Origin of the sequence: Agromyces sp. NPDC056389, from assembly GCF_042262385.1 — a bacterium.
Taxonomy (GTDB): Bacteria; Actinomycetota; Actinomycetes; order Actinomycetales; family Microbacteriaceae; genus Agromyces.
This window is the reverse complement of sequence record NZ_JBHJPN010000003.1, coordinates 590,578-610,121: the sequence shown is the minus strand read 5'-3', so window position 1 is coordinate 610,121 and position 19,544 is coordinate 590,578. Positions and strand designations below refer to the sequence as shown.

18 protein-coding genes and 1 tRNA gene are annotated in these 19,544 nt (G+C 70.0%); 10 read left to right on the top strand and 9 right to left on the bottom strand.

Features of this window, described 5'->3' with window-relative positions; translation table 11 throughout:
* The first annotated feature begins 7 nt into the window (after positions 1-7).
* Genes ACFCVM_RS18960 through ACFCVM_RS18950 form a run of 3 tightly spaced genes read left to right on the top strand, consistent with a single transcriptional unit; the run spans position 8 to position 2,326 of the window.
* Complete coding sequence (locus ACFCVM_RS18960; protein ID WP_375838288.1) at positions 8-523, top strand: Lrp/AsnC family transcriptional regulator; 516 nt, start codon at positions 8-10, stop codon at positions 521-523.
* Positions 524-572: 49 nt separating this feature from the next.
* The gene (locus ACFCVM_RS18955) at positions 573-1,619 is read left to right on the top strand and encodes an ATP-dependent DNA ligase (RefSeq protein WP_375838287.1); all 1,047 of its coding nucleotides are present in this window, start codon (positions 573-575) and stop codon (positions 1,617-1,619) included.
* 17 nt (positions 1,620-1,636) lie between these two features.
* The gene (locus ACFCVM_RS18950) at positions 1,637-2,326 is read left to right on the top strand and encodes a TMEM175 family protein (RefSeq protein WP_375838286.1); all 690 of its coding nucleotides are present in this window, start codon (positions 1,637-1,639) and stop codon (positions 2,324-2,326) included.
* On the opposite strand, the gene ACFCVM_RS18945 is transcribed toward ACFCVM_RS18950, so the two are convergent.
* Positions 2,310-3,266, bottom strand: coding sequence for a hypothetical protein (locus ACFCVM_RS18945; protein WP_375838285.1), 957 nt, complete (start codon positions 3,264-3,266; stop codon positions 2,310-2,312). The genes ACFCVM_RS18950 and ACFCVM_RS18945 overlap by 17 nt on opposite strands.
* Before the next feature lie 204 nt (positions 3,267-3,470).
* Here ACFCVM_RS18945 and ACFCVM_RS18940 point away from each other — a divergent pair, with 204 nt between their 5' ends.
* Complete coding sequence (locus ACFCVM_RS18940) at positions 3,471-6,878, top strand: SNF2-related protein (protein ID WP_375838284.1); 3,408 nt, start codon at positions 3,471-3,473, stop codon at positions 6,876-6,878.
* An 8-nt stretch (positions 6,879-6,886) separates the two neighbouring features.
* Here ACFCVM_RS18940 and ACFCVM_RS18935 read toward each other — a convergent pair.
* Positions 6,887-6,961, bottom strand: a tRNA-Arg gene (locus tag ACFCVM_RS18935).
* A 91-nt stretch (positions 6,962-7,052) separates the two neighbouring features.
* On the opposite strand from ACFCVM_RS18935, the gene ACFCVM_RS18930 reads away from it, so the two are divergent.
* Positions 7,053-8,093 (top strand): lactonase family protein, encoded by a 1,041-nt coding sequence (locus ACFCVM_RS18930; RefSeq protein ID WP_375838283.1) that lies wholly within the window; start codon positions 7,053-7,055, stop codon positions 8,091-8,093.
* A gap of 57 nt (positions 8,094-8,150) precedes the next feature.
* Here ACFCVM_RS18930 and ACFCVM_RS18925 read toward each other — a convergent pair whose 3' ends face one another.
* The 5 genes from ACFCVM_RS18925 to ACFCVM_RS18905 all read right to left on the bottom strand — a co-directional run bounded on the left by ACFCVM_RS18925 (position 8,151) and on the right by ACFCVM_RS18905 (position 13,047).
* Positions 8,151-8,891 carry a CHAP domain-containing protein gene (locus ACFCVM_RS18925; RefSeq protein WP_375838282.1) on the bottom strand — a complete coding sequence of 247 codons (741 nt, stop codon included), beginning with the start codon at positions 8,889-8,891 and terminating at the stop codon, positions 8,151-8,153.
* Positions 8,892-9,203: 312 nt separating this feature from the next.
* Positions 9,204-10,316, bottom strand: coding sequence for a hypothetical protein (locus ACFCVM_RS18920; RefSeq protein ID WP_375838281.1), 1,113 nt, complete (start codon positions 10,314-10,316; stop codon positions 9,204-9,206).
* A 114-nt stretch (positions 10,317-10,430) separates the two neighbouring features.
* Positions 10,431-10,928, bottom strand: a complete 498-nt coding sequence (locus tag ACFCVM_RS18915; RefSeq protein ID WP_375838280.1) for an HNH endonuclease — start codon at positions 10,926-10,928, stop codon at positions 10,431-10,433.
* Positions 10,929-11,292: 364 nt separating this feature from the next.
* On the bottom strand, positions 11,293-12,150 hold the full coding sequence (locus tag ACFCVM_RS18910; RefSeq protein ID WP_375838279.1) for a C40 family peptidase: 858 nt from the start codon (positions 12,148-12,150) through the stop codon (positions 11,293-11,295).
* 204 nt (positions 12,151-12,354) lie between these two features.
* Positions 12,355-13,047 (bottom strand): metal-dependent transcriptional regulator, encoded by a 693-nt coding sequence (locus ACFCVM_RS18905; protein ID WP_375838278.1) that lies wholly within the window; start codon positions 13,045-13,047, stop codon positions 12,355-12,357.
* Between the two features lie 70 nt (positions 13,048-13,117).
* Here ACFCVM_RS18905 and serC point away from each other — a divergent pair, with 70 nt between their 5' ends.
* On the top strand, positions 13,118-14,233 hold the full coding sequence (gene serC, locus ACFCVM_RS18900; RefSeq protein ID WP_375838277.1) for a phosphoserine transaminase: 1,116 nt from the start codon (positions 13,118-13,120) through the stop codon (positions 14,231-14,233).
* 5 nt (positions 14,234-14,238) lie between these two features.
* Positions 14,239-14,505, top strand: a complete 267-nt coding sequence (locus ACFCVM_RS18895) for a DUF2530 domain-containing protein (RefSeq protein WP_375838276.1) — start codon at positions 14,239-14,241, stop codon at positions 14,503-14,505.
* Here the strand turns inward: ACFCVM_RS18895 and ACFCVM_RS18890 are convergent.
* The gene (locus ACFCVM_RS18890; RefSeq protein ID WP_375838275.1) at positions 14,478-15,137 is read right to left on the bottom strand and encodes a DUF3027 domain-containing protein; all 660 of its coding nucleotides are present in this window, start codon (positions 15,135-15,137) and stop codon (positions 14,478-14,480) included. The two genes, ACFCVM_RS18895 and ACFCVM_RS18890, sit on opposite strands and share 28 nt — an antisense overlap.
* Positions 15,130-15,510, bottom strand: coding sequence for a cold-shock protein (locus ACFCVM_RS18885; protein WP_375838274.1), 381 nt, complete (start codon positions 15,508-15,510; stop codon positions 15,130-15,132). Before ACFCVM_RS18885 ends, ACFCVM_RS18890 begins: the two co-directional genes overlap by 8 nt.
* 109 nt (positions 15,511-15,619) lie before the next feature.
* Here ACFCVM_RS18885 and ACFCVM_RS18880 point away from each other — a divergent pair, with 109 nt between their 5' ends.
* The 3 genes from ACFCVM_RS18880 to ACFCVM_RS18870 all read left to right on the top strand — a co-directional run bounded on the left by ACFCVM_RS18880 (position 15,620) and on the right by ACFCVM_RS18870 (position 19,539).
* A complete protein-coding gene (locus ACFCVM_RS18880; protein ID WP_375838273.1) occupies positions 15,620-15,892 on the top strand; it encodes a multidrug ABC transporter ATPase in 273 nt (90 codons plus the stop codon).
* Between the two features lie 9 nt (positions 15,893-15,901).
* On the top strand, positions 15,902-17,764 hold the full coding sequence (locus ACFCVM_RS18875) for a helicase-associated domain-containing protein (protein WP_375838272.1): 1,863 nt from the start codon (positions 15,902-15,904) through the stop codon (positions 17,762-17,764).
* A 128-nt stretch (positions 17,765-17,892) separates the two neighbouring features.
* Entirely contained in the window at positions 17,893-19,539 is a 1,647-nt protein-coding gene (locus tag ACFCVM_RS18870; RefSeq protein ID WP_375838271.1) for a DNA repair helicase XPB, read from the top strand.
* Positions 19,540-19,544 lie beyond the last annotated feature (5 nt).

Here is a 19,544-nt window from a genome sequence, read left to right as displayed (position 1 = left end):
TGTCTCGATGCCCGATGCACCGCAGATCAGCGCACCCGGCGCTGAACCCACGCCGGTCGTGCTCGACGCGATCGACCGCCAGATCATCGCCCGGCTCCACGAGAACGCGCGCATCCCCAACGTCGACCTCGCCCGCGCGGTCGGCGTCTCGCCCTCGACCTGCCTGGCACGCGTCCGCTCGCTGCGCGAACGCGGCGTCATCGTGCGCTACACCGCCGAGATCGATCCCGCAGCGCTCGGTTACCACCTGCAGGCGCTCGTGAGCGTGCGCATCCGGCCGGGGGCCCGGCACCTCATGGAGCAGATCTCCGACGAACTCCGCACGCAGCCCGAGGTCTCCCAGCTCTTCTTCCTCGGCGGATCCGAGGACTTCCTCATCCATGTGCGCGTGCGCGACAGCGACCACGTGCGCCAGTTCGTGCTGAAGAACCTCTCGGCGAACCCGGCGGTCGCCCTCACAGAGACGAACCTCGTCTTCGAGCACCACACCGCGTTGTCGGCCGGCCTGCGCGCCGTGATCTGAGGCGGGGACCTCTCGCCAGCGGAGGCTGTACGGTCCTATCGTTGAGGCCATGGCGCCCAACGAGATCGTCGCCCCCATGCTCGCCAAGGCCGTTCCCGGCGTGCCCGATCCCGACTCGGTCGACGGCGGCCTCGCGTACGAACCGAAATGGGACGGCTTCCGCGGCATCGTCTCGTTCGACGGCGAAGACGTCGAGATCGGCAGCCGAGGGGCGAAGCCGCTCACCCGGTACTTCCCCGAGCTCGTCGAGGCGTTCACGCGCCTCCTGCCGGTGCCGTGCGTGCTCGACGGCGAGATCGTGATCTCGACAGCCCGCACCGGGCAGGCGCGGCTCGACTGGGAGGCGCTGTCCCAGCGCATCCACCCCGCTGCGAGCCGGGTCGAGCTGCTCGCGCGCGAGACCCCGGCGATGTTCGTGGCATTCGACCTGATCGAATCCGACGGCGTCTCGCTGCTCGACCGGCCGTTCTCCGAGCGCAGGGCAGCGCTCGAACGCCTCGTCGGCGACATCGGCGACCCGATCAGGTTGACCCGCATCACGACAGACGTCTCGCTCGCCCGACGCTGGCTCGAGGAGTTCGAGGGCGCCGGCCTCGACGGCGTCGTCGCCAAGCCGCTCGCCGCGACCTACTCCCCCGGCAAGCGCGTGATGCTGAAGGCGAAGCATCACCGCACCGCCGACGTGGTCGCGCTCGGCTACCGCATCCACGCCTCGGGCAGCGGCGTCGGCTCGATCCTGCTCGGCCTCTACGACGACGAGGGGCGGCTCCGCAACGTCGGCGGCATGTCGGCGTTCAGCAATGCGCGGCGGCTCGAACTCATCGACGAGCTCGCGCCGTACGTCGTCCGCGGCGACGACGGCGCGGCGGTCACCGGCGAGACGGAGCGCAGTCGATTCTCATCGGGCCGCGACGTGTCGTTCGTGCAACTGCGGCCGGAGCTCGTCGCCGAGGTGCGCTACGACCAGCTCGAAGGCGACCGCTTCCGCCACACGGCGCAGTTCGAACGATGGCGGCCCGACCGCGAGCCGCGCTCGTGCACCTTCGAGCAGATCGAGCGGCCGGTCGCGTACGACCTCGACGACGTGCTCGGCTGAGGCGAAGGGGCAGGAACGTGAGCTCGGCGACCCGCACCGCGCACCGCTACGAACGTGAGAGCGTCGAGTTCGCGCGAACCTTCGCATTCCTCGACGCGGTCTATGCGATCGCCCTGACCCTCCTCGTCGTGAACATCGATCCGCCCGAGGCCTCCGAGTGGCAGAGCATGTCGACGCTCCTCGCGAGCGGCCTCGGCTGGCAACTGCTCGGGTTCGGCGTCAGCTTCGCCGTGATCGCCGTGTTCTGGCGCGCCAACCACCGCATCGTCGCGGGGTTCAGCGCGATCACTCCAGCGGTCATCACGGCGAACCTCGTGGCGATCGCCTTCGTCGTGCTCATCCCCTTCTCGACCCAGGGTGTGAGCGACCTCGAACTGGCCGACGCACCGCTGACCGTCACGGTCTACGCGCTGAACATCAGCGTCGCCGTGCTCGCCCAGTCGGCGGTCTTCTTCATCGCCCGCCGCGACGGAGTGCTCCGCGACCCGCTTCCGCGCCGCGCCGACACGGTGAAGTTCATCGACACCCTCATGACGCCGGCCGTCTTCCTCGCCTCGATCCCGGTCGCCTACCTCTTCGGCACCGACTGGGCCCGGTGGACGTGGGCGCTCCTCATCGTCATCGGGCCGCTCAGCGGGCGCTGGTCGACACGGCGCATCGCGCGCATCCAGGCGTCGGCAGCGTCGGAACTCACGTCACCGGGCTGAACGGGTTCGGGAGATCGGGCAACGACTCGAGCTTCGTCAGTCCCACATACACGTACGCGTCCCTCTCCTCGAGGTACGTCTCGTAGAACAGGTCGTAGCCCACCGGAAGATCAGCGGGATCCCACGTCCAGACATCGAGGTAGGCGACCGTTCCCTCGACGCGATAGGCGCCACTGTACTCGAGGCCGCTCAGCCGGACCGTCGCCCCCTCCCATCTCGGGAAGTCCGCACCGCCGCACTCCCACATCTCGCCGATGATCCGTGCCCCGAACGAGACGTCGGCGAGGTCGACGGCGCCGGCACATTCGCTCGGATCCGGTTCCTCGACATACGAGGTGACGTGGACGATCCGATCGAATCCGTCCACACGCTCGGTATCGGGCGCTCCCCGCCCGATACCGGCGTCCTCGGCGATATCGGATCGGAGCTGCTCCCGGAGCTCATCCGCGTGCTCGCGCTTCCACTCCTCGATGTCCCGATCGACGGCGTCTCCGGCGATGTAGAGGGCCGTCGTCTCAGCCTGGAAGTCGATGTTGGACGGCACCGGCAGATCATGGATGCGCTCAGCGGCGTTCATCCAGACATGCGGTGCCAGCTCCGGCGGAAGCAGTGGCCGTGCCGCCCGAACCTCTTCGATCTGGCTCTGCAGCAGCTCCGCGAGTCGATCCAGCTCGCGCCGCGCCGCGATCCGTGCGCGATCGAGTTCGGACCTCGCCGCCGCGCCGATCCGCTCGGACGGCGCATCCAACGTCGCGGCCGCGAACGAGATCTCTGCCTCTGAGATCGCGATCGCCTCCTCTGCAGCGAGACGACGCTCCGCGAATCGTTCGGTCTCCGAATGGAACGCCCCATTCGCGCTGACTCCGACCTCGCCGAGGAGGAATGACGCCGGAATGAGGAGTGCTCCCCAGAGCAGTACCGACACTCCGAGCGCGATCACGAGGACCCTTCGTCCTCGAGAACGTCGAGGCGATGGGTCGCCTGCGCGAGCGCCCGACCGCATCGACCGGGCGTCGAGTCCCGCAGAATCCATCAGTAGCCTCTCGGTCGGTGACGCCCGACTGTACTGGAGGAATCGACGCCGGGGAATCCCCGGTTCACGAGCGCGTCAATTCCGACCCTCGCGAGGTGCGACGATTGAAGGATGCCCGTCGACACGTACCCGTTCGTGGAGGAGCTCGCGATCGCGAGGTTCGTCGGTCCGCTGAACCTGAGCCGCGGCCGCACCGCCGAACGCGCCGGTGCCGTCGTCTCGTTGGACTGGGACCCCGCCCACTTCCGGTTGAGCGCCGAGGTGCGCGGCACCGCACCCGAACCGTACCGCTCGACGGTGAAGCTCGACCTCGGCATGCCGGGGCGGGCGACGATCCTCGCGGGCGCGTGCACGTGCCCGGTCGGGCGCAACTGCAAGCACGTCGCAGCAACCCTGATCGCCGCGGCCGAACGGCACAAGCGCGAGCAGGCCGACGCCGCCGACCTCGAGGCCAGCGACGCGGCGAGCGCTGCGGCGACCGGATGGCGCGGAGAACTGGCTGTGCTCGCCGGCGCCGCGCACGGCTCCTCCGGGCCGGCGGATGACGCGGCGATCCGTCAGCCGCTCGCACTCCAGTTCGAGCTGCGCGAACGGGTCTCCCGCAAGGCCAGCGCCCGCCAGACGGCCCGCGACGAACCGGCGTCGTCGGCGGCTTCGGTCGATCGCCTCGCCGTACGCCCGGTGACCCGCGGCAGCCGCGGCGGCTGGATCAAGGGCAGCCTGACCTGGCAGAACATCGGCTTCCAGGGTCGTGCAGGCGGGTTCGACCCCGCGCAGGCGCGCTGGTTCGCCGAGTTCTCGCTGCTGAAGGGCACGAGGCACTCCGCGTTCGCCGAGTACGGCTCCGCGTGGATCTCGCTCGACGAGTACGAGAGCCGCACGCTGTGGGCCCTGCTCGACGCCGCGCCACGACTCGGCATCGCACTCGTCGGCGGAACGGCGCGCACGGTGATCGACATCGCACGACCCGCGGTGATCGGGCTCGACGCTCGGCTCGCAGCAGGCGTGCCCGGTGAGGACCAGCAGCACGAGGCGGGCACGCCTGCCTCGTCGGATGCTGCCTCCTCGCGCGACACCGACCTCGTGCTCGCCCCGTCGGTCGCCGTCGGCGGACGCAGCTACCCGACCGAGCTCGTGCGACTCATCGGTGACCACGGCGTCTACGCCTTCGACTTCCTGGACGGCACGATCACGCTCGCGCCGCTCGCAGCGCCGCTCACCGCCGCCGGCCGCGCCGCGGTGCGTCGACGCGCACCGATCATCGTTCCCGCCGCAGAGGTCGACGCGTTCGTCGACGAGCAGTACCCGGCGCTGGCACGGTCGCTGCGCCTCGCAAGCGGCGACGGCAGCTTCGCACTGCCCGAGCTGCCCCCTGCGACGCTCGTGGCGACCATGCACCACGAGCCGAACCACGTCGTGCGACTCGAGTGGCAGTGGGAGGCCGACGGCGGGCGAAGGTTCGCGCTCGACGCCCCCGACGCCGAGTTCCACGATCCCGAACGGGAGCGGCTCGTCGCGACATCGGCTGCCGTACTGCTCGCCGACGATCCTGCCGGCCTGCCGGCGGTCGCCCCCGGCACCGAGCCGAGGCTCCGCCCGGAGGCGGAGCTGCGCGGTCTCGCGAGCGCCGAGTTCACGGCCCGGCTCGTGCCGCGGCTGCAGGAGCTCGAGCGGCTGCGGATCGACGTCGTCGGGGAACCGCCCGCGTACCGCGAGCTCGTCGAGGCGCCGACGCTCACCGTCACCACGGTCGAGAGCGATCGCACCGACTGGTTCGACCTCGGCGTCGTCGTCACGGTCGAGGGCAAGCGGGTGCCGTTCGGGCCGCTGTTCAGCGCGCTCGCGAAGGGTCGGGCGAAGCTCCTCCTCGTCGACGGCAGCTACCTGTCGCTGAAGCAACCGGTGTTCGACCCGCTGCGCGAACTCATCGAGGAGGCCGGTTCGCTCCGCGAGTGGGAGGCCGGCCTCACCATCAGCCGCTACCAGACGAGTCTCTGGGCGGAGTTCGAGGACCTCGCCGACCAGTCGGAGACGGCCGTGGCCTGGCGCGAGACGGTCGCCGGGCTCCGCGCCGCCGACGGCGTCGACGAGATCGCCCCGCCCGCCGGGCTCGCGATGGAGCTGCGGCCCTACCAGCTCGCCGGATTCCGCTGGCTCGCATTCCTGCACCGGCACGGCCTCGGCGGCATCCTCGCCGACGACATGGGCCTCGGCAAGACCGCGCAGACGCTCGCGCTCATCGCGCACGCCCATGAGACCGCCGCCGAGGGCGAGCGTCGCCCGTTCCTGGTCGTGGCGCCGACCTCGGTCGTCTCGAACTGGGCGGCGGAGGCCACGCGCTTCGTGCCGGGCCTGCGCGTCGAGACGGTCACCGCCACGAGGGCGGCCAGCGGAACACGGCTCGCGGATGTCGCGGCGCGCGCCGACATCGTCGTGACGAGCTACGCGATCCTGCGCCTCGACGCCCCCGAGTTCGCCGGCCTCGACTGGGCTGGGCTCGTGCTCGACGAGGCGCAGTTCGTGAAGAACCACTCGTCGAAGGCGAATGCGGCCGCACGCGACATCCGTGCGCCGTTCCGCCTGGCCGTCACCGGCACGCCCGTCGAGAACAACCTCATGGAGCTGTGGGCGCTGCTCAAGATCGTCGCGCCCGGGCTCTTCCCCTCGGCCCGCGGCTTCGCCGAGCGCTTCGCCCGGCCGATCGAGAACGACCACAACGCCGAGCGCCTGGCCACGCTGCGCCGGCGCATCCGCCCGTTCATGCTGCGCCGCACGAAGGACGTCGTCGCGCCCGAGCTGCCGCCGAAGCAGGAGCAGGTGCTGACCGTGCAGCTCGACCCCGAGCACCAGCGGGTCTACGACGCGTTCCTGCAGCTCGAGCGGCAGAAGCTGCTCGGCCTCATCGACGACCTCGATCGCAACCGCTTCACGGTGTTCCGCTCGCTCACCCTGCTCCGCATGCTGAGCCTGCATGCGGCGCTCATCGATTCGGAGCAGTACGCCGAGGTGCCATCGGCGAAGCTCGACGCCCTCTTCGACCAGCTCGACGAGGTCGTTGCGGAGGGGCACCGTGCGCTCGTCTTCAGCCAGTTCACCTCGTTCCTGCAGATCGCCGCAGCGCGACTCGAGGCCGCGGGCGTGCCGTACGCCTACCTCGACGGGTCGACCACTCGCCGCGGCGACGTCATCGCGAAGTTCCGCGAGGGCAGCGCCCCCGTGTTCCTGATCAGCCTGAAGGCCGGCGGCTTCGGCCTGAACCTCACCGAGGCCGACTACGTGTTCCTGCTCGACCCGTGGTGGAACCCGGCGAGCGAGGCGCAGGCCGTCGACCGTGCGCACCGCATCGGCCAGTCGAAGTCGGTGAACGTCTACCGCATGGTCGCAGAGGGCACGATCGAGGAGAAGGTGATGGCGCTGAAGGCCCGCAAGGCGAAGCTCGTCTCATCGATCATGGACGACGGCGAGCTCTTCAGCGAGACGCTCACCGCCGACGACATCAGGGGCCTGATCGGCGGCTGAACCGTTGCTGGTGCCCCTGGAGGGACTCGAACCCCCAACCTGCTCCTTAGGACGGAGTTGCTCTTCCATTGAGCTACAGAGGCTGGCCGCATCCGAGTCTACCCGCCGCGCGGTAGCGTGTTCTGCGGCGCGCGAGCGTCGGTGGATCGCGGCGGTGCCGCAGAACGGAGCGGCATGAGCGGATCGACGGGCACGAGGTTCTGGGTGGGAGCGTCGACGGTCGGTGCGCTCGGCACTGCGGCGCGCGGCATCCGCTCGCTCGACATCGCGGCCGACGGCGTCGCAGCACTCGGCGAACCCGTCGACGTCGGCCCGAATCCCATGTTCCTCGCCGTCTCACCGGCCACGGGCGTGCTCGGCATCGTGCACGAACTCACCGAGGGCCGCGTCTCGACGTGGACGTTCGAGGGCGACACGCTCGCGCCCTTCGGGCTGCTGGGCGCCACCGGGGCCGCCGACCCCTGCCACCTCGCGTTCGACGAGTCCGGCGGACTGATCTTCGCGGCGAACTACTCGGGCGCACGCGTCTCGGTGCATCACGTCGCTCCGGATGCCCCGGCCGACGTCGCCCTCAGCGCCGACTTCTCGGGTTCGGGCCCGAACCGGGAGCGCCAGGAATCGTCCCATCCCCATCAGGCGGTGCTCGACACGGCACGAGACCGGCTGCTCGTGCCCGACCTCGGCTCCGATCGGGTGCGCGTGCTCGCGCTCGATGCGCTCCCCGAAGCCCTCGGCCATGACGAGCAGCGCGACATCGTCGTGCACGCCGGCGCTGGCCCCCGACACCTCGTGATCGCCGGCGACCTCGCCGTCACCGCGAACGAACTCGACCGCACGGCGAGCATCATCGACCTCGCCGAGGGTCGTGAAGTGGCGTGGTTCCCGATCGGCGACGACGTCGAGCCGCGCGGGCTCGGCTGCTCGGCGATCCGGCTGACCCGCGGCGGCATCGTGCTCATCGGCGATCGAGACGCCGACGCGCTGCGCGCCATGCGGCTCGACCCCGAGGCGCGCACGCTCGAACTCGTCTCGACGATCGCGACGGGCGGGCGGCATCCACGCGATCTCGAGCTGACGCACGACGAACGGTTCGCGCTCGTCGCCGATCAGGGCTCTGACTCGATCGCGATCGTCGCGCTCGACACGGTCGGAGTGCCGGTGCGCGTCGTCGGTGTCGTCGAGACGCCGGCCCCCGCCTGCCTGGCGCGGGCCTAGCGGTCCCGGGCCCGAGGCGGCCCGTCGGACTGCGACGGACGGCGACGACGTTCGGGCTCAGCCCGGCGGGTAGAGGTACAGCGCGTCGGCTGCGGCGATCGTACGACGATGGTACGAGTGGTCGGAGTTCTGGTTGTACTCCTCGATGTTCACGCTTCCGTCGGCGTTGATCGACTGCACGTAGGCGACGTGGTTGTAGGGGAACCAGGCGACCGCGCCGATGACCGGTTCGCTCGACGTCGGCCATCCCTTGCTCGCCCAGGCGTCGGCCCAGGCGTATGCGCTGCCGGAGGCGAGGTTCGACCAGTCCCACTTCCAGGGGGCGCTCGTGACCCCGGCGTCGCGGTTCATGCGCCAGGCCACGAAGTCGACGCACTCGCGGAAGTAGTACCGCAGCGGCGACAGCCCTCCGCCGTAGTCGTCGGGTGTCTGGTCCCACCAGGGGTAGTCGTCGCCCTCGGCCTTGACGGTGTAGATGGCGTAGCTGCCGGAGCCGCGCGACGCGAGGTTGGCCGCCCATGCGGCCTTGTCGCGCTCCTCCTGGTCGAGGGCCGCAGCCTCGATCTCGGCCTTCGTCTCGACGGTGTACGCCTCGGTCGACAGCGGAGCACCGCTCACGAGCGAGGAGACCTCGACGTCTTGCGCTTCGGCCCGCGAGAGGCTGAAGGCGCCGGATGCCCCGAACGTCTCGCCGCCCGGCATGAACGCGTATGCCGGCAGCGCGACGGTGCCGACGATCGCCGGCACCACGAGCATCGTCGAGAAGACGCGGAACGGGCCGTTCCGGCGGGTGGGCACGCGAGGTGCGCGGGTGACGGCCGCTGCGACATCGGCTGCCGCTGAGGAGTCCGGTGCGGCCGGTACGGATGCCGCGGCACCCGCTCGACCCTTCGGCTGTTTGGAGCGTCGTCGCTCGGCTGGGGCGCTTCGTCGCGCTCGACCTCGGTCGGCCGATCGACGCGAGGAGCGCGGGCGCTCCGATGCGTCGTTCGTCTCGTCACCGTTCAACAGTTGGACCTCCGGGCACCGTTCCGAGGCCGCAGTGCAGCCCGGGAATGGAGTGGCTTCTCGGGTGTGCCGGCGACTCGGGGACGCCGGACTCGTTTCACCTTAGGGCACAGCTCGCGTCTTTGTCACGGCCTGCCCGTCATCGTGCGGGAGCTGCGGCACATCGTCACCCTGCTCGACCGCGCCCGTATTGCGCAGGAAGACGATGACCCAGCTGAAGACCAGCACGGCGACGATCAGTTCGACGGCGGTGAGGTTGTAGTACCCGCTGATGAAGAAGGCTGCGAGCACCACGATGACGCCGACGTAGACGTACCCGAGCACGATGAACACCTTCGGCATCGTCGGCAGCAGCGCATGCAGGCTCAGCACCATGACCACGTACACGATCGCCATGCCCGTCGCCGAGAGGTTGTGCGCGCCGAGGAACTCGTCGACGGGGAAGATGCCGACGCAGGCGAGCAGGATTCCGATGACGATCAGGCCCAGTCGCACGAGGTTTCGGCCCCGTCGCTCGGCGTGGGTGTCGGCGGGAAGGAACGACGTCGCGTAGTGCGCGATGGTCGTCACCATCACGCCGGCGATGACGAGCGTCAGGTTGAACGCCAGAGCCGAGACGTCGTCGCTGATGCCGAGCGTGCTGAGGTTCTTCTGCCACCAGAGCGGATCGGTCGCGCTCAGCATGCTCGCGAGCGCCCCGACGGCGAGGAACAGCGCGAGCACGAGCGAGAGCAGCATCGGCGTGAGGTTCACCGCCGAGAGATAGGCCATGTAAGCCGAGACCGCCATGGCGACCCCGCCGAGGATCGCGGCCGGGAACCCGTAGACGAGGGCCCCGACGAAGCTCTCGCTGAGCAGCGATGCCAACCCGGTCCAGCCGAGGAGGGCGATGACGCCGAGCGCGAGCGCCAAGGCGGCGACGTCGAACCAGTGCAGGCGCCGCCGGAACCCCGGCGCCGTGCGGGCACGGGAGCGGCGCACCGCGCAACCGAACACGAACGCGACGAGCGCGGCGATGCCGCCGCCGATCGCCGCGTAGACGCCGATCGATCCGTGACCGGCGATCGGCACGTCGCGGTCCCAGAAGACGAACAGGCCGATGAGGCCGCCGACGGCGAACGCCGCCGCTCCGACGAGGAGGGCCGAGGACTCCTTGGCCTCCGCGCTCCGGGCGGGATGCCGCAGCATCTGCGCGAGAGCTGACGATTCGACCATTCCGATCCTCCTGCACGTCCGCACCGGCGGAGCCGAAACGAGCTCCCGATCGGCAGCGTAGACCCGCCGTGCCCCGGAGGGAAGAACCCGCGCCCGACCTGACGGACGACCGGGTCAGGCCGCCGTCGCGAGGTACTCGTCCCACTGCGGAAGCGGTCGCTCGAACCCGCGCGCCACCCAGTTGCGCCCGGTCGGGCGCCCGGGCGTGAATCGGAGCTCCCAGCCCATCTCGGCCGGCGTGCGGTCGCTCTTCGTGTTGTTGCAGCGAAGGCAGCAGGCGACGAGGTTCTCCCAGGTGTCACGCCCGCCCCTCGAACGCGGAAGCACGTGGTCGATCGTCGCCGCCGGCCGGGCGCAGTACGCGCATGCGTGGTCGTCACGTCGGAGCACCCCCCGCCGGCTCACCGGCGCCTGATTCATCCGAGGAGCGCGCACGTACCGGGTCAGGAGGATGACGCTCGGTCGCTGCCACGATCCGTTCGCGGCGCAGACCGGGTTTCCGACGTCGTGCTGGATGACGGTGGCCTTGTGATTCATGACGAGGAGCAGCGCCCGCTTGAAGGAGACGACGGCGAGCGGCTCATAGCCCGCGTTGAGCACGAGGGTGCGCATGGAGTGCCTTTCGATCGGTGCTGGATGGCTTCCAGCCGCGTGAACGGATCGGCGGTCCGAGAGGACGTCGGGCGATGCGGGGCAACACCGGATCGCGGTGGCTCGAGGAGCCCGGAGAACAGAGAACGGGCACCGTCGTGATGACAGTGCCCGTCGGGGCGTAGGCCCGGGTGGTGCTCGTTCGACTGCTGCGCCGATGGTCGAAGTGCGCGCGCGCATCCGTGGAATGGATGCTGCACGACTGGCTCATCGGCTTCTCCTGCCCGGATCTCTCGGATCGTCAGGGTCTCAGGTTAGAACACGAATGGCGCGCCGGGAACTTCCGGCGCGCCATTCACGCGTGCTGTCACGCGATGTTCATCGATCAGATGCCGATGCGCACGATGTAGTAATCGCTCGTCCAGATGGGCTGAACGCGAACGGATGCGCCTTCGTAGGGCGCGTGCAGGATCATGCCGTTGCCGGCGTAGAACCCGTCGTGACCCGGCATGATCACGAGGTCGCCGGGCTGGGCGTCGGCCTCGGAGATGCGGGTGCCCATGGCACCCTGACCGGCCGAGGAGTGGGGCATGCTGACGCCGAACTGCGCGTAGACGTACATCACGAAGCCCGAGCAGTCGAACCCGGCGGGCGTGGCGCCGCCGTAGACGTAGGGGACGCCGGTGTACTGCGTCGCGACGCTGTAGACGCTCGCGAGGTCGAAGTTCGGGTACGGCGGGTTGGCGAGGAAGTCACCGACCGACGGGCCCGAGTACGACGCGGCGTACGACGTCATGGCCTGCTCCGCGGCGACTCGCGCGGCTTCGGCCTGAGCAGCTGCCTCGGCGGCCGCCTGCAGTTCGGCGCCAGAGACGGTGTCGTAGCCGTCGGTCGTCACCGGGGCGGCGATGACGTCGTCGGTCACCTCGACCGACTGCGCCTGCGCCTTGGTCAACTTCGTCACATCCGTCTGCGCGAACTGCGGACCGGTCGAGCCGGGCGCGAATGCGTATGCCGGGATCGCGAGCGTGCCGACGATGCCGGCCGAGACCGCCATCACGAGCACGTTCGCGACCGGACCGCGGCGCAGTCGACGCGTCGACGGCAGCGTCGACGCGACGCGAGCCGCGGCATCAGGCTGGGGGGAAGTGGGGGAAACGGGTGCTTTCGCGGCGATGATCGCCTTCGTCGCAGCTCCGCGGGCGGGGTTCCTGGTGAGCCGTCGCCGTGAGAATCGAGCCAAAATGTGTACCTCCGTCGCCCCATGACAACGGATGTCACCCCACCGGATGCGCACGCGGGCGCTTACGGGTACTTGATCGAGCGGTGGGCTTGGGAGGCGTCTCGACCCTGGTCCTCCGACTGGCTTCTCGCCGGCGGACTCGAATGAGACTACGCGAGGAGTGCCCGAATGTCACATTCTGGTCACAGCGCGGCGCTGATCAGGCTATTTGGCGATGAAGAGGTGGCTCGCGACTTCGGTCGGCAGCTCGAGTCCGCCCTCGACGCCGTCGACGACGACGAGCACGTAGCCGCCTGCGCGGCTGAACGTCGCGATGGCACCGGGCACGACCCCGGCCTGCTTCATCTGGCTGAGGAGCTCGGGATCGAACTGCACGGGCTCGCCGAGTCGGCGGAGCACGCCGCGCACGGGCTCGTCGCTCGCCTCGACGGCTTCGACGAGGTTGACGACGCCCTCCATGAAGGCGTCGGCGGGCGGAAGCCCGAGTTCTTCGAGTCCGGGAATCGGGTTGCCGTAGGGCGACTCGCGGGGGCCGCCGAGGATCTCGATGAGGCGTCGCTCGACCTGCTCGCTCATCACGTGCTCCCAGCGGCAGGCCTCGTCGTGGACGAATTCCCACTCGAGTCCGATGACGTCGGCGAGGAGTCGCTCGGCGAGACGATGCTTGCGCATGACGTGCACGGCCTTGGAGCGACCGTCGGGGGTGAGCTCGAGGTGCCGGTCTCCGGAGACCACGACGAGTCCGTCGCGTTCCATACGGGCCACCGTCTGGGAGACGGTCGGCCCCGAATGACCGAGTCGTTCGGAGATCCGTGCGCGCAGCGGCACGATGTTCTCCTCCTCGAGATCGAGGATCGTGCGGAGATACATCTCCGTGGTGTCGATCAGGTCGGTCACGCGCCATCCTCCCGTTGTCACAGCCCGTCGTCCAGCCTACCGGGCGGCACCCGATCACTAGACTCGACCCATGCCGAGCATCGTGATTCCCAGTGACCTGCTGCCCGCCGACGGCCGATTCGGATGCGGACCCTCCAAGGTGCGCCCCGAGCAGCTCGCGCATCTCGCCGCAGTCGGCCCGTCGGTCCTCGGCACCTCGCACCGCCAGGCGCCGGTCAAGCAGCTCGTTGGAAGCGTGCGCACCGGCCTCTCGGAGCTCTTCACCCTCCCCGACGGATACGAGGTCGTGCTCGGCAACGGCGGATCCACCGCGTTCTGGGACGCCGCGGCGTTCGGCCTGATCGAGGAGCGGGCCCAGCTCGCCTCGTTCGGCGAGTTCGGCGCGAAGTTCGCCGCGGCCGCAGCAGCGCCGTGGCTGCAGGCGCCCGACGTGCGCAAGGCCGAGCCCGGGTCGCGCGCCGAGACGTCGGCGCTCGTCGGCGTCGACGTCTACGCCTGGCCGCAGAACGAGACCTCCACCGGCGTGATGGCCCCGGTCACCCGCGTGGCCGGCGACGAGGGCGCGCTCACCGTCATCGACGCCACGAGCGCGGCCGGCGGCATCCAGGTCGACCCGTCGCAGTTCGACGTCTACTACTTCGCTCCGCAGAAGAACTTCGCCTCCGACGGTGGAATCTGGTTCGCACTCCTGTCGCCTGCGGCGATCGAGCGCGTCGAGCGCGTCGCGGCGAGCGGACGATACATCCCCGAGTTCCTGTCCCTGAAGAACGCGGTCGACAACTCGCGCCTGAACCAGACGCTGAACACCCCTGCCCTCGCGACCCTGCTGCTGCTCGAGAACCAGCTCGAGTGGATGAACGGCTCCGGCGGCCTCGCCTGGGCCGACGCCCGCACCCGCGAGTCGTCGTCGGTGCTCTACGACTGGGCCGAGCGCACCTCGATCGCGACCCCGTTCGTCACCGACCCCGCGCACCGCTCGCAGGTCGTCGTGACGATCGATTTCGACGAGTCGACGGATGCCGCGGCGCTCGCCTCGGTGCTCCGTGCGAACGGCATCGTCGACACCGAGCCGTACCGCAAGCTCGGCCGCAACCAGCTGCGCGTCGCGACCTTCACCGCGATCGAGCCCGACGATGTGCGGGCGCTCACGGCTTCGATCGACTACGTGCTCTCGCAGATCGGCTGATTCCGATGCGGCTGTGGCTCAGCGACGACGAACGACGTCCCGACCCGGTGCCCGCGCGGGCGGACGGCCGCAAGGCGGTGCTCGCCGGCACGCTCGCGTGGGGCATCGCGCTCGTCGCGTGCCTCGTGTTCCGTGAGCCGCTCGAATCGGCCGGCCTCGGCTGGTTCACGGTGGCCGCGATCACCGGTATCGTGCTCGGCCTCATCGGGCTCGCGGCGGTGCAGGTGATCCGGCGTCGCGTCGATCAGTCGGCGGAGCGCTCGACCGACTGATCGTCGTCGTCCGAATCGTCGTCCGATTCGTCGTCGTCCGAGTCATCCGTGTCGACGACCGCGCCGAGCGCATCGATGTCGATGCCGTCGAACTCGTCGTCGACGTCGTCGTCGTGCTCGTCGTCATCGTCGTGCTCGTCGTCATCGTCGTGCTCGTCGTCGAGCTCGTCGCCGTCGGCAGCCTCGGCATCGTCATCGTCGGCGCCACCCGCGGCGGCGACCGCCTCTTGAGCTGCGCGGTAGTCGGCCAGTCGCTCCGACCACGGCACCCAGTCGGGTGCGAGCAGCGCGGTCTCGCCGGGCATGAGCTCGGTCTCGAGCACGGTCGGCTCCGCCGTGTCGTCGAACCGCGACAGCGTGACGCTCCAGTGCCAGCCCGGGTAGCCGCTGAGGTCGGAGGCGAAGAGCAGCGTCAGCACGTGCTCCCCCTCGACGAGGTGCCCGACGACGGATCCGACCGTCTCGGGCGCGGTGACCTCGAGCAGAGCACGTCGAGCCAGGTCGACCGACGACAGGAGCACCTCGTCGGCCACGACGACCGGAGCGGCCTCGGGCTCGATCGAGTCGGCTTCCGCCTGCTCGACCTGTGCCGGCTCGACCTGTGCCTGCTCGGGTTCCATGGCCTCAGGCATCGAGATCGTCTGCCACCTTGCGCAGCACCGCCGCGACGGTGCGTGCCTTCGACTTCTCGGGGTAGCGGCCGCGACGGAGGTCGGCGCCGATTCCGTCGAGCACCTTCACGACGTCTTCGACGATGATCGCCATGTCATCGGCCGGCTTGCGATTGATCTTGGTGAGACTCACGGGCGTGTCCAGCACGCGCACCGACAGCGCCTGCGCGCCGCGCTTGCCCTCTGCGACACCGAACTCGAGTCGACTGCCCGCCCGCACGGTCGCACCGGCGGGAAGTGCGGATGCGTGGAGGAAGACCTCCTGGCCGTCATCGGAGCTGATGAAGCCGAATCCCTTTTCCTCGTCGTAGAACTTGACCTTGCCGGTGGGCATCGTATGAACCTCGCTCATGTCTGCAGGCGCGCTGAAACCACAGCGCCGTCCACCGCCCAGTCTATTGCCGGGACACCCGAGAGCGGGTCGTCTGGCCTATTCTGGGAGTGTGAGCGATTCCGGCCCCATCACCGACAATCGCGCCGAACGCGTCCTCGCGTACATGTTCGCCGCCATCGTCGGTCTCTCCATCATCTGCTTCTTCGCCGTGATGATCGGCACGATGTCGGGCGTCGACGTCCGCGAGATGGGCTCGGGAGTCTGGGCGGTCGTCACGATGCTGCCCTGGTTCGGGCTGCCGATCGCCTTCGTGCTCCTCATCATCCTGCTCATCGTCAACGGCGTCCGGCGGGGCCGATCAGCTCGATCCGGATCGAGCTGATCGGAGACGATGCTCGAGCTCGCCGCACGACTCCGCGGGCTGTCGCGAGACTCCCTCGCAGCAGCGCTGCACTCGCGCGAGTTCGAGCCGGCGGGAGTACGTGATCTCTTCGACCTCGCCGAAGCTGTGCTCGCGCCCGACTCGATCGACCACGCCGTCGGCCGTCTCGATCGGCGACACCTCGCCGTGCTCGCCGCTGCCGTCGAACTCGTCGCCGACGGCGACACCACGGTCGAGGGCGTGCACGACGAACTGGTACGGCACGCGGCATCCGCTGACCTGTCCGGTTCCGCAGGCGAGCTGATCGACGAATTGAGCGGCCTCATGCTGCTCGTGCGCATCGACGACCGCGTGCACGTGCCCGCGGCCGTCATCGCGCGAGTCTCGCCGCGGCTCGGCGCCGAGCTGCCCTCGGTGGCCGAGCTCGCGACGCCGGCGCCGCCGGTGCTCGCCTCGGGAGACGATGTCGACCGGACCCTCATCGACCGCCGCGCCGCCGAGACGGCGTATGCGACCGTCGCGGCCACGGCCGAGGTGCTCGCAGCGCTCGGCACGCAGCCCGCCCGCGAGCTCGCGAAGGGCGGGCTCGCACTGCCCGACTCCAAGCGGCTCGCCGAGGCGAGCGGCATCGCCCTCGACGCGCTGCCCCGGCTCTTCCACCGAGCCGACGAGGCCGGGCTCGTCGTGCGAGAGGGCGCGTTCTGGCTCGAGTCCGAACGCGGCGCCGAATGGTCGCTCGAGTCGACCGCCGGCCGCTGGCGGCGCTTGGCCGAGTGCTGGCGCGACCGCATCCCCGAGGCGCTCCGCGAACTCGTCGCCCGCCGCAGCGAGTCGCTGACCGCGAGCACCCTCGGCGACGACGTGCGATGGTTCTACCCGGCCGGCGAGCGCTGGATCGACGAGGGCCTCGAACGGCTCATCGGCGAGGCAGAGGCGCTCGGTCTCGCGGTGGCGGGCGAGCCCGCCCCGACCGCGCTCCTCGTGCTCGCCGGGGAGCTCGACCAGGCCGCGGCCCGGTTGTCGGCGTACTTCCCCGCCCAGGTCGAACAGGTCTACCTGCAACACGACCTGTCGATCGTCTCTCCGGGGCCGCTCGAGCCGACGCTCGACTCCCGCCTGCGCGGCTTCGCCGACGTCGAGGGCCGCGACCTCGCGTCGACGTATCGCGTCAGCGCGGCATCCGTCAATCGCGGACTCGCCGCCGGCGAGACGGCTTCGTCGATCCTCGAGTTCCTCGGCGGACTCTCCCTCACCGGCATCCCCCAACCGCTCTCCTACCTCGTCCACGAGGCCGCCGCGAAGTTCGGGTCGCTGCGTGTCTCGCTCGCCGACGAAGCGGATGCCCCGGCACGCGCGAGCGTGCGTTCCGACGACGAGCAGCTCGTGCGCACACTCGCCGTCGACCAATCACTCGTCTCGATCGGCCTGCGCCAGACCGGTCCGCACCGGCTGCTCTCCCGCTTTCCACCCGAGGTCGTGTTCTGGGCGCTCTCCGACGCGCGGTATCCGGTGGCCGCCGAAGACGCCTCCGGCGAGATCATCCGGTTGAGCCGCCACCACCTGGCTTCGGTGCCCGAGCCGGCGCCGAAGCCCGATCCGATCGAGACGCTCCTCGACGTCGTCCTCGCCGAGGGCGACGAAGGCGCGACCGAGCAGGCATGGCTCGCCCGGCAGCTCGAGGCCGCGGCTCGATCGAAGGAGACGCTCACGGTCACGGTGCGCATGCCGGGCGGCGACACCGCCGACTACCTGCTGGCCCCGGCGAGTGTCGCCAACGGGCGACTTCGAGCGCGCGACCGCAAGGCCGACATCGAACGCACCCTTCCGTTGTCGGCGATCGCGGCCGTCTCCCCCGCCCCCGCCGGCGCCTGACACCGCGCCGCCCGCTCGGAGATCTGCACGGATTCGGGTCGCATCCGCTCGTGCATCCGTCGGGGTGCAGATCTCCGAACGCACCGCAACGGCCCACCTCCCATGAACCGGGCGTAGACTCGACCGCTATGTCAGACGGCCCACTCATCGTGCAGAGCGACCGAACCGTCCTCCTCGAGGTCGCGCACCCGCTCGCCGAAGACGCGCGCCACGACCTCGCGGTGTTCGCCGAGCTCGAGCGCGCGCCCGAGCACATGCACACGTACCGCATCACCCGGCTGGGTCTCTGGAACGCGCGCGCCGCCGGGCACGACGCCGACGACATGCTCTCGACGCTCGAGCGCTATGCGAAGTTCCCGGTGCCGCAGACCGTCGCCGTCGACATGCGCGAGACGGTCGGCCGATACGGGCGCCTCGTCGTCGACCGCACCGAGGACGGCGCCCTGCGCCTGCACAGCGACGACATCGCCGTGCTCACCGAGGTCGCCTCGGCCAAGCGCATCGCGCCGCTGCTGACCGAGCGCCTCGACGACCGCAGCTTCCTCGTCGAGGCGTGGGCGCGCGGCGCGCTCAAGCAGGAACTCGTGAAGCTCGGCTGGCCGGCCGAAGACCTCGCGGGGTACACGCCCGGCACACCGCACCGGATCGATCTCGACGAGTCCGGCTGGCAGCTGCGCGGCTATCAGCAGCAGGCGATCGACAACTTCTTCGACGGCGGCTCGGGCGTCGTCGTGCTGCCCTGCGGCGCGGGCAAGACGCTCGTCGGCGCCGGTGCGATGGCGACGGCGAAGACCACGACGCTGATCCTCGTGACGAACACGGTCTCGGCCCGCCAGTGGCGCGACGAGCTGTTGCGCCGCACGACCCTCACCGCCGACGAGATCGGCGAGTACTCGGGGCAGGTGAAGGAGGTCAAGCCCGTCACGATCGCGACCTACCAGATCCTCACCGCGAAGCGGAAGGGCGAATACGCGCATCTCGCCCTCCTCGACGCGCTCGACTGGGGGCTCGTGGTCTACGACGAGGTGCACCTGCTGCCGGCGCCGGTGTTCAAGCTCACCGCCGAGCTGCAGGCTCGCAGGCGACTCGGCCTCACCGCGACGCTCGTACGCGAGGACGGCCGCGAGGGCGACGTGTTCAGTCTCATCGGCCCGAAGCGCTTCGACGCGCCGTGGAAGGAGATCGAGGCCCAGGGCTTCATCTCCCCCGCCGCCTGCTACGAGGTGCGCATCGACCTTCCGCAGTCGGAGCGGCTGACGTATGCGGCATCCGCCGACGACGAGCGCTACCGGCTCGCGGCGACGGCGCCCGCGAAGCTCGGCGTGGTGAAGGAGCTCGTGGCCAAGCACGCCGGCGAGCGCATCCTCGTGATCGGCCAGTACCTCGACCAGATCGACGAGCTCGCCGAGGCGCTCGGCGCACCGCAGTTGACCGGGTCGACGCCGGTCGACGAGCGCGAGCGCCTCTTCCAGGAGTTCCGCGACGGCCGCACCCCCGTGCTCGTCGTCTCGAAGGTCGCGAACTTCTCGGTCGACCTGCCCGAGGCGACGGTCGCGATCCAGGTGTCGGGATCGTTCGGCTCACGCCAGGAGGAGGCGCAGCGACTCGGCCGGCTCCTGCGGCCGAAGGAGTCGGGCCTCAGCGCGAACTTCTACACGCTCGTCTCGCGCGACACCGTCGACCAGGACTTCGCGCAGAACCGACAGCGCTTCCTCGCCGAACAGGGCTACAGCTACACGATCCTCGACGCGCATTCGCTCGACGCCGCCGCCTGACCCTC

Bases quoted from the DNA above. Each gene is read 5' to 3' on its own strand.
- ACFCVM_RS18890 (WP_375838275.1), bottom strand. From the start codon at position 15,137: ATGCCTGAGGCCATGGAACCCGAGCAGGCACAGGTCGAGCCGGCACAG.
- ACFCVM_RS18955 (WP_375838287.1), top strand. From the start codon at position 573: ATGGCGCCCAACGAGATCGTCGCCCCCATGCTCGCCAAGGCCGTTCCC.
- ACFCVM_RS18895 (WP_375838276.1), top strand. From the start codon at position 14,239: ATGCGGCTGTGGCTCAGCGACGACGAACGACGTCCCGACCCGGTGCCC.
- ACFCVM_RS18960 (WP_375838288.1), top strand. From the start codon at position 8: ATGCCCGATGCACCGCAGATCAGCGCACCCGGCGCTGAACCCACGCCG.
- ACFCVM_RS18885 (WP_375838274.1), bottom strand. From the start codon at position 15,510: ATGCCCACCGGCAAGGTCAAGTTCTACGACGAGGAAAAGGGATTCGGC.
- ACFCVM_RS18930 (WP_375838283.1), top strand. From the start codon at position 7,053: ATGAGCGGATCGACGGGCACGAGGTTCTGGGTGGGAGCGTCGACGGTC.
- ACFCVM_RS18940 (WP_375838284.1), top strand. From the start codon at position 3,471: ATGCCCGTCGACACGTACCCGTTCGTGGAGGAGCTCGCGATCGCGAGG.
- ACFCVM_RS18920 (WP_375838281.1), bottom strand. From the start codon at position 10,316: ATGGTCGAATCGTCAGCTCTCGCGCAGATGCTGCGGCATCCCGCCCGG.
- ACFCVM_RS18915 (WP_375838280.1), bottom strand. From the start codon at position 10,928: ATGCGCACCCTCGTGCTCAACGCGGGCTATGAGCCGCTCGCCGTCGTC.
- serC (WP_375838277.1), top strand. From the start codon at position 13,118: ATGCCGAGCATCGTGATTCCCAGTGACCTGCTGCCCGCCGACGGCCGA.
- ACFCVM_RS18875 (WP_375838272.1), top strand. From the start codon at position 15,902: ATGCTCGAGCTCGCCGCACGACTCCGCGGGCTGTCGCGAGACTCCCTC.
- ACFCVM_RS18870 (WP_375838271.1), top strand. From the start codon at position 17,893: ATGTCAGACGGCCCACTCATCGTGCAGAGCGACCGAACCGTCCTCCTC.